General features: G+C 67.1%; 9 protein-coding genes. 2 read left to right on the top strand and 7 right to left on the bottom strand.

From position 1 onward, the window contains the following. Window positions 1-290: 290 nt before the first annotated feature. The 5 genes from mltB to GEV01_RS11280 form a co-directional block, all read right to left on the bottom strand. Window positions 291-1,418: a lytic murein transglycosylase B gene (mltB, locus tag GEV01_RS11300; RefSeq protein WP_152804356.1), complete on the bottom strand. Its 1,128-nt coding sequence runs from the start codon at window positions 1,416-1,418 to the stop codon at window positions 291-293. After that, a complete protein-coding gene (locus GEV01_RS11295; RefSeq protein ID WP_175023057.1) occupies window positions 1,409-3,460 on the bottom strand; it encodes a transglutaminase TgpA family protein in 2,052 nt (683 codons plus the stop codon). Before GEV01_RS11295 ends, mltB begins: the two co-directional genes overlap by 10 nt. 5 nt (window positions 3,461-3,465) lie before the next feature. Next, window positions 3,466-4,470 carry a DUF58 domain-containing protein gene (locus tag GEV01_RS11290; RefSeq protein WP_152804352.1) on the bottom strand — a complete coding sequence of 335 codons (1,005 nt, stop codon included), beginning with the start codon at window positions 4,468-4,470 and terminating at the stop codon, window positions 3,466-3,468. 6 nt (window positions 4,471-4,476) lie between these two features. Next, complete coding sequence (locus GEV01_RS11285; protein WP_152804350.1) at window positions 4,477-5,397, bottom strand: AAA family ATPase; 921 nt, start codon at window positions 5,395-5,397, stop codon at window positions 4,477-4,479. Between the two features lie 77 nt (window positions 5,398-5,474). Further along, window positions 5,475-7,493: an alpha/beta hydrolase family protein gene (locus tag GEV01_RS11280; RefSeq protein ID WP_152804348.1), complete on the bottom strand. Its 2,019-nt coding sequence runs from the start codon at window positions 7,491-7,493 to the stop codon at window positions 5,475-5,477. Between the two features lie 133 nt (window positions 7,494-7,626). Between GEV01_RS11280 and GEV01_RS11275 the strand changes: the two genes are divergently transcribed. Next, window positions 7,627-8,553 carry a histone deacetylase family protein gene (locus tag GEV01_RS11275; RefSeq protein ID WP_152804345.1) on the top strand — a complete coding sequence of 309 codons (927 nt, stop codon included), beginning with the start codon at window positions 7,627-7,629 and terminating at the stop codon, window positions 8,551-8,553. Window positions 8,554-8,606: 53 nt separating this feature from the next. Here the strand turns inward: GEV01_RS11275 and GEV01_RS11270 are convergent, their stop codons facing one another. Together GEV01_RS11270 and GEV01_RS11265 are read right to left on the bottom strand one after the other, a co-directional pair. Further along, complete coding sequence (locus GEV01_RS11270; RefSeq protein ID WP_152804343.1) at window positions 8,607-10,643, bottom strand: right-handed parallel beta-helix repeat-containing protein; 2,037 nt, start codon at window positions 10,641-10,643, stop codon at window positions 8,607-8,609. A gap of 140 nt (window positions 10,644-10,783) precedes the next feature. Then, on the bottom strand, window positions 10,784-12,769 hold the full coding sequence (locus GEV01_RS11265) for an OPT family oligopeptide transporter (protein WP_152804341.1): 1,986 nt from the start codon (window positions 12,767-12,769) through the stop codon (window positions 10,784-10,786). A 133-nt stretch (window positions 12,770-12,902) separates the two neighbouring features. Here GEV01_RS11265 and ylqF point away from each other — a divergent pair, with 133 nt between their 5' ends. Next, a complete protein-coding gene (gene ylqF, locus GEV01_RS11260; protein WP_152804339.1) occupies window positions 12,903-13,853 on the top strand; it encodes a ribosome biogenesis GTPase YlqF in 951 nt (316 codons plus the stop codon). Window positions 13,854-13,856: the final 3 nt, after the last annotated feature.

Raw genomic sequence — 13,856 nt, 5'->3', positions numbered from 1 at the left:
CACAATTGTACAACAACATGCCATGTAATACTCATAAGCAATAAAAAAACCTCATTGCCCATGGGGTATTGTTGTCCGGTTGCAACATTGTGTGAGAATTATACACCCACTGATATGCTAAGCTGCTTGTGCACACACTTAATGAACACACAAAGTTAATTTTAAGTTAATTTTGTTGTAGATCAGTTTATGTTTGCACCACAGATACCGCAAGTTTGTACAAATACTTGCCAAGTGTCAACTAAACAATACAGTCGGCAAGTCTGTGGATCAAGGACCTTTACGCTTCCTTACAAACCCCCGCGTGCCAGGCGCACCGCGCGGCCCAGTTCCACCACCGACATCGCGTAGAAATAGCTGCGGTTGTATTGTGTGATCGCGAAGAAATTATTATTGGCCAGCCAGTACTCGGTCGGCTCGGCGCCGTTCTGCAAATCCACCAGGCCGTAGGTCTGCTGTTCCGGCACCGGCACCGCGGTGGTGACGCCGGCCGCCGTCAATTCCGGCGCGCGGTACTTGGCGGTGAGGCCCTGGTTGATCATCGCTTCCCAGGCGCGGTTGGGCGAGACGCTGGCCGCGTACACCAGCGGGCCGCCGAGGTCGCGCTGCCAGCCGTGCGCGGCCAGGAAGGCCGCCACGCTGCCGATGGCGTCGCCGCTGGAGTTGAGCAAGTCGATCTTGCCGCTGCCGTCGAAATCGACCGCGTACTTCATCACGCTGCTGGGCATGAACTGCGGCATGCCGATGGCGCCGGCGAAGGAGCCGCGCAGCGACAGCGGATCGATGCCGTTCTGGCGCGCGAACAGCAGCGTCGCCTCCAGCTCGCCGCGGAAGAAGGCCATGCGCTCGGTGCGCTGCGGCGCTTCCGGGTAGGAGAAGGCCAGCGTGGTCAGCGCGTCGACCACGCGGAAGCGGCCGGTGTTACGGCCGTACACGGTTTCCACGCCGATGATGCCGACCAGGATTTCCGCCGGGATGCCATACAGCGCCTCGGCCCGTTCCAGCGCGTCGCGGTTCTCGTTCCAGAATTTGACGCCGTTGTCGATGCGCACCGGATCGACGATCAGCTTGCTGTAGGCTTGCCAGTTCTTCGGCTTGCCCGGCGGCGCGGGCTTGACCAGCTGCACCGCCGAATCGAGGTAGCGCACCTGGCCCATCAGCGTGTTCAGTTCGGCGCGCTCGAAGCCGTCGCGGGTGGCGACGTCGTCGAGGAAGCTGCGCACTTCCTTCCAGTCGCCGAAGTTGACGAACTCGCCGACATAGTCGACCGGCGGCGGGCCTTTTTTCTTGGCGGCCGGGGCTTTTTTCTTCGGCTGCATGCTGGGCGGCAGCTTGTAGCCGTAGGGGTCGATCTGGGCGGCCTGGCCCAGGGTGGCGGTGCCCAGCAGCAGGGCGGTCATCAATGTCTTCATCGGCATATGCGTAGCAAGGTTTTCAGCGTCGTCAGCGACGCCGAGCGTGGTTCGGAACCGGCGGCGCCGTACTTCAGCGCGCCGTACAGTGTTAAAAATTTCTCCATCGCGGCCAGCTTGTCCGGGCTGGCTTGCGCGGTGCGCAGGCGGGCGGCGTAGCTGGACGGGCCTTCGTCCGGGCGGCGCGCGTAACCGCGGCGTGCCTGCTGCCGGCAAAAGGCCAGGTACAGCTCGTCCAGCGGCGCCAACGGCCGCCGCTGCCGCCTCCAGTACAGCAGGTACAGCAGGCCGCACACCAGCGCCGCACCGAGTGCGCTGCGCCAGTTGGCCAAGGCTGAGCTTAGTTCTTCGAGGAAACTCCGCTGCCTCTCTGGATTGTAATCCAGGACCCATTGATTCCAAGCATTATTCAACGCGGCGTAGTTGAATCTGAGCTTGCCCAGCCACGAATTGGGGTCGTTTTGCAGATTCAGCAAGGGGCCGAGGCCGAAAGCGGACGGTTGCGGCAGCGCCTGCGCCAGGCTGTGGGCGATGCGTTCGGGGGCGACGGCGGCGGTCGGGTCGATGCGGCGCCAGCCGGCGCCGGGCGCCCAGAACTCGGCCCAGGCGTGGGCGTCGGACTGGCGCACGGTCAGGTAGCCGTCCACCGGGTTCAGCTCGCCGCCCTGGTAGCCGGTGACGACGCGCGCCGGCACGCCCATGGCGCGCATCAGCACGACGAAGGCGCCGGCGTAGTGCTCGCAGAAGCCGGCCTTGCTGCCGAACAGGAAATCGTCGACGGCGTCGCGGCCCAGCAATGGCGGCTGCAGCGTGTAGACGTAGCCGTTGTCGTGGAAGCGCTGCAGCAGGCGCAGCGCGAGGCCGGCCGCTTCGCGCGCGGCGGGCGGCGCAGCGGGGGCGTTCGATGCGGCGGCGGGCGGGTGCAGCGCGTGCGCCAGCGCCAGCGTGCGCGGGTTGAAGCCGGCCGGCAGCTCGGTCCAGCGCGCCATGCGCTGCGGCTGTTCGTCGGCCTGCACGCGGAAGTCGGTCCAGGCGCTGGCTTCGTAGCGCACGCGCTGCGTGACCGGCTCGCTGGTGAAGAACTCCAGTTCGTCGGAATCGCGCACGCGGTAGCCGGGCAGGGACAGCGTCGGCCCGCTCAGTTCCAGCGCCGCCAGCCAGCGGCTGTTGGTGGGCTCCATGGTGATCTCGTGGCGCAGCGGCTGGCCGCGCGTGGCGACGCCGATGTCCAGCCGTTGCAGGCCGCGCCGGCGCGGCACGCGGGTCCAGGTGCGGCCGTCGTAGTCGCCCAGCACGATGCTGCGCCAGTACAGCTGGTCCTGGGCCGGCATGGGGCCGAGGAAGCGCACGCGGAAGGCCACGGCGTCCGACTGCGCCAGCGACGACAGCGTGCCGGGCGCCATGCTGTCGGAGATGCCGGTGTGGCCGCTGTGCGCGTCGCCGGGCAGGCCCCACAGCGGGCCCTGGATGCGCGGGAAGCCGACGAACATCAGGATCGCCAGCGGCGCCGCCAGCAGCGCGGTGCTGGCGGCGGTGCGCAGGCGGCGCGCCAGCGGCGGCACGGCGCCGGTGTACTGGAACGATTGCTGGGCCGTCAGCAGCACGATCAGCGTGGCGCCCATCCACAGCGCGGTGGGCATGCTTTGCGAGTAGAAGAAATTCGTCAGCAGCACGAAGAAGCTGAGGAAGATGACCACGAACAGGTCGCGTTTGGCGCGCATCTCCAGCAGCTTGAAGGCCAGCAGCAGCGCCAGCATGGCGACGCCGGCGTCGCGCCCCAGCAGCGTGTGGAAGCTGCGGTAGACGCCGGCCATGGCGGCGATCGACACCGGCAGCAGCACCCACAGCGGCGGCATGCGCTTGCCGCGCCAGGTGATGGCCGCGCGCCACAGCAGCGTGCCGCACACCACGGCGCTGATCCACGGCGGCAGGTGCTCGAAGTGCGGCGCCAGCACCATCAGCGCGGCGGTCAGCAGCAGCAGGGTGTCGGACTTGTCGCGCGTCAGGCGCAGCGCCAGGCGGGCGCGGGCGCCGGCGGCCGGCGGCATGCTGCTCATGCGCTGCCCTCCAGGCCGAACAGCGCCAGCGCGCGCAGGCAGGCCGCCTGGTGGGCGTCGCCCAGCGCCGGGCCGTACTCGTGCTGCGCCAGGCGGAAGGTGTAGGGCAGGGCGCGCTGCTCGGCCTCCAGCACCCAGCGCACCATGCGCGACAGCTTCAGTTCCAGCTCCAGCTGCACCGGCAGCGCGGCGAAGTCGAGGCACAGCTCGGCCACGGCGCCGCCGTCGAAATGCTTGGTGACGAGCTGCCCGCCCAGCGCCGGGTCGTGGCGGGCGATCTGGCGCCAGGCCAGGTGGCGCATGGGGTCGCCCGGCTGGTAGCTGCGGATGCCGGCGAAATTGTCCAGGCCCACGGTGCCGTGGCCGTCCTCGCTGGCGGCGCCGCTGGAGGGCAGCGGCTGGGCCGGCAGTTCGGGCGCGGGATAGACCAGCACCTTGAGCGCGGGCCGCCAGTAGCTCCAGGCGCGGAACAGGCCGAGCGGGAAGCGCGTGACCAGGCGGATGCGCGGCGCGTCCAGCCAGCCGCGCGCGGAGGTGGCGGCCGACAGCCGCACCGTGCTGGCGCCGCCGGCTGCGACGTCCGTGACCTGGCGCGGCTCGCCGTCGACCTGGAAGCCCAGCCAGACGGCGTAGCGCGCCAGCTTGCCGCGGTTGCGCAGGTGCAGTTCGAACTGCGCTTCCTCGCCGGCGAACACCGGCGCCGCGCGGCCCGGCGTCAGTTCAAGGCGGGCCAGGTTGTTGGCGGTCTGGTACATATCGGCCACGGCGCAGGCGCCGGCGAAGAAGGTCAGCGCGAAGCCGAGGCCGAGGTTGTAGTTGAGGGCGCCGATCAGCATCAGCAGCAGCAAGCCGGCGAAGGCCAGGCCGGGCCGGGTCGGCACGATGAACACGCGGCGCATGGTCAGCGTGACCACGCCCGCTTCGCTGGGCCCGAGCTGGAACAGCCACTGGTCGCGGGCGCGCCGGTACAGACGTGACAGCGATGGCAGCGGGCCGGCCATGGCAGCCTAGACGGGCACCGATTTTTGCAGTTGCAGCACCAGGTCGCGGCTGGCCAGCGCGACGCCGTGCGCCGCCTTCAGCGGCCGCAGCCGGTGCGCGCACACCGGCACCAGCACCGCCTGCACGTCTTCCGGCAGCACGTGGTCGCGGCCCTCCAGCGCGGCCCAGGCGCGCGCGGCCTGCAGCAGGGCGATGGCGGCGCGCGGGCTCATGCCCTCGGCGAACAGGCCGTTCTGGCGCGAGGCGGCGGCCAGCGCCTGCACGTAGTCGATCAGCGCCGGCGCGGCGTGGATGCGCTTGAGCGCCTGCTGCGCCTCGGCCAGTTCGGCCGGGACCATGGCCGGCGTGAGCGCCTTGAGCAGCACGCGGCGGTCTTCGCCCATCAGCAGCGCGCGTTCGGCGGCGGCGTCGGGATAGCCCAGCGACAGGCACATGAGGAAGCGGTCCAGCTGCGATTCCGGCAGCGGGAAGGTGCCGATCTGGTGGGTGGGGTTTTGCGTGGCGATGACGAAGAACGGTTCCGGCAGCGCGCGGGTGACGCCGTCGGCGCTGACCTGGCGCTCTTCCATCGCTTCGAGCAGGCCGGACTGGGTCTTGGGCGTGGCGCGGTTGATCTCGTCGGCCAGCAGCACTTGGGTGAAGATGGGGCCGGGGTGGAATACGAAGCCGTTCTGTTCGCGCTCGTAGATGGAGATGCCGTTGACGTCGGCCGGCAGCAGGTCGCTGGTGAACTGGATGCGGTTGAAGCGCAGCCCCAGCGAAATCGACAGCGCATGCGCCAGCGTGGTCTTGCCCACGCCCGGCACGTCCTCGACCAGCAGGTGGCCGCCGGCCAGCAAACAGGTCAGCGCCTGGCGGATCTGCAGCTCCTTGCCGACGATGATGTCGCCGACCTGCCGGGCCACGGCATGCAATTTTGTGTACATGGTATCGATGGGAGTTGTGCGCTGTACAGATTCTATGCGAGAAACTGTCCAGGCGATACCATGCGGGGTGTTGCGGCTTACGGTGCCTGCTTCAGGTTGCGGTCGAGGAAGGACTCGACCTGGGTCCAGAAGGCGATGCTGTTTTCCGGGTGGCGCCAGCCGTGGCCTTCATTGTCGTAGATGATGGAGGTCACGTTGGGGTTGCTGGCCTTGACGGCGGCGCTGAATTTCTGCGCGTGCTCGATCGGCACGCGGCGGTCCTTCAAGCCATGCGCCATCAGCAGCGGTTGCTTGAGCTCGGCCGCGCGCAGCAGCGGCGAGTTCCGGCGCATCATCTCGGCGTCGGCCGGGTTGTCGGGATCGCCGACCAGCAGGCGCAGGCTGTAGCCCAGGGTTTCGCGCGAGGCGTCCGACTCGGTGGACGTGAAGCGCAGCTTGATGTCGGTGACGCCGGCCCATTCGACGCCGCAGCGGAACACGGTTGGATCCTTGATCAGGCCCATCAGCGTGGCGTAGCCGCCGTAGCTGGCGCCCATGATGGCGACGCGCTGGGGATCGGCCCAGCCCTGCTTGGCGGCCCAGCGCGCGGCGTCGGCCAGGTCGTCCTGCATGGTGCCGCCCCATTGCTTCCAGCCGGCCTGGAAGTGGTCGGCGCCGAAGCCGGTGCCGCCGCGGAATTCCGGCTGGATCACGACGTAGCCGCGCGTGGCCAGGAAGGCCGCCTCGGCTTCCCATTCCCACGAACTGCCGCGCGCCATCGGGCCGCCGTGCACCAGCACCACGGCCGGTTGCGGGCCGCTCGGCTTACCGGGCGGCAGCGTCACGTAGGCGGGAATCGAACGGCCATCGCGCGCCGTGTAGTGGTGGAAGCTGCGCGGACCCATCTGGGCCGGCTGGATGTCGGGATGGATGCTGCCCAAGCCGGTGATGGCGCCGCTGGCGCGGGTGTACAGCAGGTAGCGCCGCGGCTGGCGGTCGGAGTTCGAGGAGATCAGCAGCACCGGGCTGGCGGCGCAGTCCTGCGCGCAGTGCACGGTGTTGATGGTGTTGGGCAGGGCGGCGTCGATCTTGGCCTGTTCGGCCTTCAGCACCGGGTCCAGCCAGAAGGTGGTGGCGGCGTCGGTGTGCAAGTGCAGGCCCAGCAGCTTGCGGCTGACGCGGTCGATCTCGGCGCTGCCGGTGAAGTCGTAGCCCGGGGTTTCGACGAAGGGTTCCGGGTCCATCTTCATGGCCTTCAGGTTGTAGCGGAACAGCGCGCCGTTGTCCTTGTGGTGGGCGTAGACGTACAGCGTGTCGGTGCCGTCGAAGAACAGCGGCGTGAAGCGCTGGTCCTGGTAGCAGGCGCTGTTGCCGATCTCGCTCCAGCTGGTGTCGTCGGCGTTGCGGTGCGACGTGATGCAGCGGCCCTTGATCTGCGCGGTGACGATGCGCGGCACGTCGTTGCTGTCGGTGAACCAGGACTGGACCGCTTCCGGCTGGGTGCCGTCGAAGGCGTTGCGCAGCGCCTGGGTGCGGGTGTTCAGGCGCATCAGGCGCGTGTGTTCGAGCGTGCGGTCGGTGTTGTTCCAGGTGCTCTTTTCGACCAGGATGTCGTCCGAGCCGTCGTGGGTGACGCCATGAAAGCTGTAGGCGGCGGTCAGCGTGCGGTTGACCATATTGCTGCCGATCTGCTTTTGCTGGTGCTCCCAGTTGCCGGAGATCAGGTGCACGCGGTTCTCGCCGTTGCGGTCGATGGCGAACTCATCGCGGTTGCCCTCGAATTCCTTGTCGAAGTTCTTGACCGTGAAGCCGACGCGGTTTTCGTTGATCCAGTGGACGCTGGTGATGAGGGCGCGGTCGGCGGTGGAGCGCGCCAGCAGCGTCACCTTGGACAGGTTGCCGCTGTCGCGCACCACCAGCGCCTGTATGCCGTCGGGCAGCATGGTGGTGAGGGCGACGTAGCCGCCCTTGGGCGACAGCGCCGCCTGGCTGACCTGCGGCGCGGCGAAGAAGCTGGCGACCGGCGGCGGCGTCGTCGCGTCGGCGGCATGGGCGCCGTGGCTCACGAGTGCGGCGCCGGCCAGTGTTAGCGAGCGGAAGAAGGGAAAACCTGCCATGCATGACTTTCATTGTTAAGTAATCAGCAATGATATGCGGCAATTGTTTTTTTGTCTACCTCGGGGCGCCGCGCCATCCGGCGGCGCCGCTATCTATGGTAGATTAGCGCCTACAGCAGCAGATACCCGTCACATGACTACAGCCATATACAGCCATCCCGATTGCGCCCGCCACGACATGGGCGACTGGCACCCCGAATCCCCCGCGCGCCTGCAAGCGATTGCCGACCAGCTGATCGGATCGCACATCAGCGACCTGCTGGAGCACCGCGAAGCGCCGCTGGTGGCGCTCGCCGATCTCGAACGCAACCACAGCAAGAACGCCATCGCCATCGTGCGCGACAACGTGCCCGAGTTGGGCGATTGCTATCCGATCGACGGCGACACCTCGCTCAACCACTACAGCTGGCGGGCCGCGCAGCGCGCCGCCGGCGCCGCCGTGGCGGCGACCGACGCCGTCATCGACGGCGAGATCGACAACGCTTTCTGCTCGGTGCGCCCGCCCGGCCACCACGCGCGGCCGATCGAGCCGATGGGCTTCTGCCTGTTCAACAACGTCGCGGTGGCGGCCAAGCATGCGCTCGACGCGCGCGGGCTGGCGCGGGTGGCGGTGGTGGATTTCGACGTCCATCACGGCAACGGCACCGAGGAGGCGCTGCTCAACGAGCCGCGCGCGCTGATGGTCAGCTTCTACCAGCATCCGTTCTATCCGTACACCGAGCCTGAGCCGATCAGCGCCAATATGGTCAACGTGCCGGTGCCGGCCCACACGCGCGGCGACGCGGTGCGCCAGATCGTGCTGGAGCAATGGCTGCCGGCGCTGCATGCGTTCAAGCCGGAGATGATCTTCATCTCGGCCGGCTTCGACGCCCACCGCGAGGACGACGTCGGCGGCATGGGCCTGGTCGAGGCGGACTACGCGTGGATGACGCAGCAGGTGATGGCGGTGGCCAGGCTGTACGCCAAGGGCCGCATCGTCAGCTGCCTCGAAGGCGGCTACAACCTGTCGGCGCTGGGCCGCAGCGTGGTGGCGCATGTGAGGGCGCTGGCGGACCTGTGAGCGGTGGGGGACCGGGCACAGGTCCTTGCGGCATGCATCGACGGCGGCGGCCTCTACGGCTTGGGGCGGTAGGCGTCGACGCCGAATTCCATCGGCGGCGTGTTGCGCTGGTGCGCGCCGGCATCGATGCCGGTGTCGGTCGGCGTGCCTGCGCCCGGCTCGTTGAAGTTGGGCAGGTAGACGCCGTTGCCATAGCCCAGCGACCCCGCTTGCAGCTGGTAGTTGCCGGCGTTGGCAGGCCCCTGGGTGGTCAGGAATACCTTGCCCGTCTTGTATTGCGCGGTGGGGTAGTCGCTGTATTCGACCAGGGCGATGCTCGGCCAGACCAGGCTGCCGGCGTTGAACACGATGGCTTTGGCGCTGTTGGTCTTGCCGCTGCCGGGCGCCGGATGCTGCTCCGAGGTGGAGGTCGTGCCGTCGAACGAAATGCCGCCGCGATAGGCATCGTAGTCGATGTCGTTCTTGCCGCAAATTTCATTCACCCGCACGGCGCTTTGCCAGATTTTGCTGCTCGTCATCAGGTTGTTGCGGCTGACGATGTTGCAGGTGTCGCCGCCGCCCTTGGTGATGAATCCGTTCGAGCCCAGGCCATAGAGCATGCCGGCCAGCGGCGGCGATTGCAGATTGGTGTTGTGGAAGAAGTAGGCCCGTCCACCGTTGACGATGGGCTCCAGGCTGCCCAGCTTGAAGAATACGCCGTGCCCCTCGTCATCCTGGATGGCGCCGTTGGGATTGGTCATGCCCGCCGTGTCGCCCAGGATATTGCGGAAGGCATACACCGGCCCCTGCGACACCGTGGCCAGCCCGACGCCGCTGACCACGTGGTGCAGGTAGTTGCCCCAGATACGCACGTTGCGGTTGGCGCCTTCCGATTCGATGGCGTCGTCGTACACGCCGGAGATGTCGTTGCCGTGGATGTCGGAATCGGCGTTCGGGAAACCTTCGAACGAGAAGTTGGAGCCGCCGCCGATGCCGTCGCCGAAATAGTGGCCGGGCGTGGCGGAGACCGTGTTGTAGCGGATCACGTGGTTGCTGCCGCAATGGCTGAACGTGACGGCCTGCGCCGAGTTGGGATGGGCATAGCCCCAGTTGATGGAGCCGTAGCGCGGATCATGTATGCGGTTGCGCTGAATGACGACGCGCTGCACGCGCTTGTCGGGATCGCTTTTCGAATTCTCGCAATAGATGCCCGCCTCCATGTAGTTGCCGGGAACGATTTTGTTGGTCGGCACATTGCCTGCGGTCGCCGGGCTTTCGGTGGTGACGGGTGCCGAGCCGAAGCCGCTGATGTCGTTGTCCTCGATGATGACATCGTGCGAGGGGGCCATGATGGCGATGCCCTGGCGCTGGCAGTTCTTCAACTGCAGCTTGCTGACGATGACGTAGGAAGCGTTGATGACGACGCAGCTGTTGCCGGACGTCAGATGCGCGTCCGCCGCGCCCATGTCGATGGTGCTGCGCTGGCTCGGGTCGGCGTCGAATGGCGCCGATACATAGCGCACGTAGGCATCCGGCGTGCCCGACTGGTTGACCTGGTAGGGACGGGAGGTGCTTTCGCCCGGCAGCTTCTGCAGCCCCGGCGGCAGCGTGATGGTGCGGCCGACCGGGAACTGTTCGCTCCAGGTGGTCTGGGTGGTGGCGGCGGTCAGGTCCGGCTGGTCGGCCAGCGACAGTTCGATGTCGTAGCTGGTGCCGGCGTCGAGCATCACCAGGCTGCCGCGATACTCCTTGTTGCGCGGATCGAACCACAGCGGCAGGCCGTTCTTCCACAGCGCATCGCCGTGCTTGCGGTATTTGACGCGGGAGCGGCGGTCGACGCCGGCGCCGGGCGGCGCCCAGTAGATGCCGATGGACTGGAAGGTCGGCACGGTGGTCAGCTCGGCCTGGTACGACGGCAGGCCCTTGCGGAAGCGCATATTGCTCTCGTCGGAGTAAATGTCGGGAGCGGTGGGGTAGCCGTAGGACGGCGCCGGCGGCCCCAGCGTGCCCGGGTCGGTCGCAGTGGCGTTGTTGGCCGTGAAGTCGGGGATTTGCTGTGCCAGCGCCAGCGTGGGCAGCGTCAGCGCCAGCCATAAGACGGATTTTTTCATGGAATTCCTCGGAACGGTGGAAAGGCAGTCCCGATATGATAGTGAAATTCCAATGTTGAATTATCGCTAATTGTCACAATGCCCGGCCCCAATGAAAAACGCCCTGCCGGAAGGCAGGGCGTCGAGGGGCGGGCGCTACATCAGGCGGCGACGCTGCGGCCGCTCTTGGCCGACCAGCGGTACAAGCCCCACACCATGGCCACGCCGAAGATCAGCGCCACCACCATGGTCTGCGCCTCGCTCAGCGAGTTGGCGATGGCCAGCGGCTCGCCCTTGCCGGAAACCACGATCAGGCCCGCCAGCGCGACGTTGAACAAGCTCTCGCCGACGATGAAGCCCGACATCACCAGCACGCCCAGGCGCTTGGCGGTGTCGCCGCCGACCTTGTGCTCCATGGCGCGGTCGAACAGGTAGCCGGCCACGGCGCCGATGCACACCGGCGTGATCACCGCGCTCGGCAGGTAGATCGCCAGGCCCACGCCCAGCGGCGGCAGCGAGTACTTGCCGTTGCTGGACTTCTTCAGGCCGAAGTTAATCAGCACCAGCACCAGGCCGACGATGGCGCCATAGCCCAGCAGGTCCCAGCGCAGCTGGCCGCCGATGACGCCCTTGGCCAGCGTGGAGATCAGCAGCGCCTGCGGCGCGGCCAGCGGCTGGTCCGAGATCGAGTTGAGGTTGGGGGCGCCGACGAAGCCGTTGGCGTGGTTGAGCAGCTCCAGCACCGGCGGCACCACGCAGGAACCGGCGACCACGCCGATCAGCAGGCCGACCTGCTGTTTCCACGGCGTCGCGTCGACCAGCTGGCCGGTCTTCAAGTCCTGCAGGTTGTCGTTGCCGATCACGGCCACGGCCAGCACCACGGTGGTGACGAACAGCGCGTAGGCGATCAGCGCCTGCGCCACTTCCGGACCCATGATGCTGCGGCCGACCATGCCCACGCTCAGCGCGGCGCCGAGGATGGTCAGGATGGCGATGCCGGACACCGGCGAATTCGACGAGCCGATCAGGCCGGCCATGTAGCCGCAGACGGCGGCGGCGAAGATGCCGGCCACCAGGATGTAGGCGATGCCGACCGCCACCAGCGGGAAGGCCAGCGAGCCCAGCGGGCCGCCTTGCAGGAAGCTGGCCAGCAGCCAGCCGGCCGGCACCATCGACAGCAGCGTGACCAGGCCGACCACGAAGATAGGCAAGTCCTGCTCGGTGCGGTCCAGCACGCCGCCGTTCAGTTTGGCCTTGCGGGCCGATTCCATCGCCGACTTCAGGCCGCCGAAGATGGGCTTGGCCAGGCCGGCCAGCGTGATGATCGCGGCCATGCCGATCACGCCGGCGCCCATCATGCGCACTTCCTTGGACCAGATGCCCAGCGCGTGGGCGGAGGCGTCGACGCCGGCAGCGGCCGGACTCAGCGACGTCATCAGCGGCACCATGATGCCCCAGGCGATGACCAGGCCGGCCAGCATGGCGATGCCGACCGTGATGCCCATCAGGTGGCCGGCGCCGATCAGGGCCAGCGAGCTGGAGGCGCCGATGCCGGTGGCGCCGGAGCCGGTGCGGAAGTAGATCGCCACTTCGCCGGCCATCAGCTTGACGGCGGCGCCGGCGGCGAACACGGCCGAAGCCACGCTGCCCCAGATCACGGCCCACAGGCCGGCCTTGCCTTCGGCGGCGCCGGCGCGCGAGGCCATGCCGACCTTGAGCACTTCAGCGGCGGCCACGCCTTCCGGGTAGGGCAGGTCGGACTGCGACACCAGCGCGCGGCGCAGCGGCATCGTGTACATCACGCCCAATACGCCGCCGATGGCGCAGGCGCCGAAGGTCGGCCAGAACGGCACCTTGGCCCACCAGCCTATCATCAGCAGGCCGGGCAGCACGAAGATCACCGAGGCCAGCGTGCCGGCGGCCGAGGCGATGGTCTGGACGATGTTGTTTTCCTGGATGGTGGCATCCTTGAAGGCGCTGAGCAGCGCCATCGAGATCACCGCGGCGGGGATCGAGGTGGCGAACGTCAGGCCGACTTTCAGCCCCAGGTAGACCTGAGCCGCCGTGAAGACCAGCGTGATCAGTATGCCCAGGATAATGCCGCGAACGGTGATTTCCTTGGGGTTGGACGGTGCAGCTATGCTCATCTTCAGCACTCCGGTGGAGAAATAATATTGTTTATATGGTCAGAAAAACGGAAAAGCGCCTCATGATATCCGAAGTCCAGTCGGGCCAGCAGGTAAAATAGCGGATTGTCAGAACGATTTTGAAGGTCAGAGCATGTCGATACAATGGTACCCAGGGCACATGAACGCCGCCAAGAAGAAGGCGGCCGAGCAGATGGAGAACACCGATCTGGTGATCGAGGTGGTCGACGCGCGCCTGCCCGAGGCCAGCACCAACCCGATGGTGGAGGAGCTGCGCAAGTTCCGCCAGCGTCCGTGCCTGAAGATCCTTAACAAGGTCGATCTGGCCGATCCGGCCGCCACGGCGGCCTGGGTGGCCTACTACAACGCGCAGGAAGGCGTGACCGCGTTCGCAATGACGACCAAGAAGCCGGCCGACGTGGCGCGCGTGCCGGAACTGGCCAAGCAGCTGGCGCCGCACCGCGGCGTGCCGACCAAGCCGCTGCGCATCATGATCATGGGCATCCCCAACGTCGGCAAGTCGACGCTGATGAACGCGCTGTTGAAGCGCAAGGTGGCCAAGGTGGGCGACGAGCCGGCCGTCACCAAGCAGCAGCAGAAGCTCTACCTGGACAAGAACACCATCCTGGTCGACACGCCGGGCATGCTGTGGCCGAAGATCGCGCTGCCGAGCGACGGTTTGATGCTGGCCGCCAGCCACGCGATCGGCTCGAACGCGCTGATCGAAGAAGAGGTGGCGGTGTTCCTGGCCGACGAGATGCTGAAGTACTACCCGCAGCTGCTGGTGGCGCGCTACGGCTTCAAGGACATCGAAACGTTCGACGGCATCGCGGTGGTGGAGGGCGTGGCGGCCAAGCGCGGTTTCCGCCAGAAGGGCGGCGACCTCGATTTCGAAAAAGCCTCGCACACCTTCCTGGGCGACTACCGCAGCGGCATCCTGGGCCGCATCTCGCTGGAGACGCCGAACAACCGCAAGGAGCGGCTGGACGTGCATGACGCCGAGATGGCGGTGAAGGCGGCCGAAAAAGCCGCGATCGCCGCCGCCAAGGCCGAAGCCTACGCCAACGGCAAGCGCGGTACTTAAGCG

It is taken from the genome of Rugamonas rivuli (assembly GCF_009380165.1).
Lineage (GTDB): Bacteria > Pseudomonadota > Gammaproteobacteria > Burkholderiales > Burkholderiaceae_D > Rugamonas > Rugamonas rivuli.
This window is presented reverse-complemented; position numbering and strand designations above follow the sequence as displayed.

Excerpts from the sequence above, each read along its gene's own strand:
- mltB (WP_152804356.1), bottom strand. The coding sequence starts at position 1,418 with ATGCCGATGAAGACATTGATGACCGCCCTGCTGCTGGGCACCGCCACC.
- GEV01_RS11295 (WP_175023057.1), bottom strand. The coding sequence starts at position 3,460 with ATGCCGCCGGCCGCCGGCGCCCGCGCCCGCCTGGCGCTGCGCCTGACG.
- GEV01_RS11290 (WP_152804352.1), bottom strand. The coding sequence starts at position 4,470 with ATGGCCGGCCCGCTGCCATCGCTGTCACGTCTGTACCGGCGCGCCCGC.
- GEV01_RS11285 (WP_152804350.1), bottom strand. The coding sequence starts at position 5,397 with ATGTACACAAAATTGCATGCCGTGGCCCGGCAGGTCGGCGACATCATC.
- GEV01_RS11280 (WP_152804348.1), bottom strand. The coding sequence starts at position 7,493 with ATGGCAGGTTTTCCCTTCTTCCGCTCGCTAACACTGGCCGGCGCCGCA.
- GEV01_RS11275 (WP_152804345.1), top strand. The coding sequence starts at position 7,627 with ATGACTACAGCCATATACAGCCATCCCGATTGCGCCCGCCACGACATG.
- GEV01_RS11270 (WP_152804343.1), bottom strand. The coding sequence starts at position 10,643 with ATGAAAAAATCCGTCTTATGGCTGGCGCTGACGCTGCCCACGCTGGCG.
- GEV01_RS11265 (WP_152804341.1), bottom strand. The coding sequence starts at position 12,769 with ATGAGCATAGCTGCACCGTCCAACCCCAAGGAAATCACCGTTCGCGGC.
- ylqF (WP_152804339.1), top strand. The coding sequence starts at position 12,903 with ATGTCGATACAATGGTACCCAGGGCACATGAACGCCGCCAAGAAGAAG.